Below are 914 nucleotides of genomic sequence, written 5' to 3'. Positions count from 1 at the left end.
CTCACCAGTCCGATGGGCATTTGCATGCCCGCAGGCAGGTCTGGCGGTGCGTCCTTTTGCGTCAGGCTGGTGATGCGTGCGTTGTCGTTACCGCTGCCCACTTTACCGTTCTGACTGCTGGCAACCAGGGTCGTAAAAGTCGGTGGTGCATTGCCCGGGTTGCTCTGCCCTGTGGGGCTAAGCACGAAACCGATCGAGGCCACTCCCGCTTGTTCGCTGTCCTTGATGCCGTCTCCGTTACCGTCTCCCGCCACGATAGCTCCATTGGGGCCCGGGATGCCTGGGGCCTGGTCTTCCACGGTGTTGGGCACCCCGTCGTTGTCGGGCACCCCAGGGGTCGGGGTGGGCGTTGGCGTGGGAGGTACCGGGGTTGGGTCAGGGTCTGCAGCGGTGAGGTTGGTTACGGGCCGGGCTGCGAAGCTGGCGGCGTCATTGCCTGCTGCGTCCTGGACGGCATTGGCATCGTTGCCTGCCGTGGGGTCCGTATAGGCCACGGTGACGGTCTGGCCGGCTCCCACAACGAATGCAAGGGTCAGGGTGACGGTCTTGGCGGCTGCGTTCACGGCCACACCGGTGACGGCATTGGCAGAGCCTCCCGCCGTCACCGCAAAGGCGCCAATGGGCGCGGTGTTCACGGCGTCCAGTGTGGTCGCTTCGGTGTAGCTCAGGACCAGCTGGTTGGCGGTAACGGTGGCTGTGTTCACCACGGGGGGGGTGGTGTCCAGTGTGTTGTTGGTGACCGGGGTCACACCCAAGCTGGCGGCGTCGTTGCCCTGGATGTCCTGGATTGCGTTGGCATCGTTGCCTGCCGTGGGGTCTGTGTAGGCCACAGTGACTACTTCGGCAAACCCTACCGGCGTCGTCAAGGTCAAAGTCACAGTTTTGGCGGAGCCGTTCACGGCCACGCCAGTCAC

1 protein-coding gene is annotated in these 914 nt (G+C 64.6%); it reads right to left on the bottom strand.

From position 1 onward, the window contains the following. Positions 1-878 (bottom strand): SwmB domain-containing protein (locus AC1Q64_RS25670; RefSeq protein ID WP_492253179.1); only part of this gene is annotated, 878 nt, incomplete at its 3' end. Positions 879-914 lie beyond the last annotated feature (36 nt).

This window comes from Acidovorax sp. GW835-FHT14G06 (assembly GCF_058793595.1).
The sequence above is the reverse complement of the archived record's forward strand: the minus strand, read 5'-3'. Positions and strand labels throughout refer to the sequence as shown.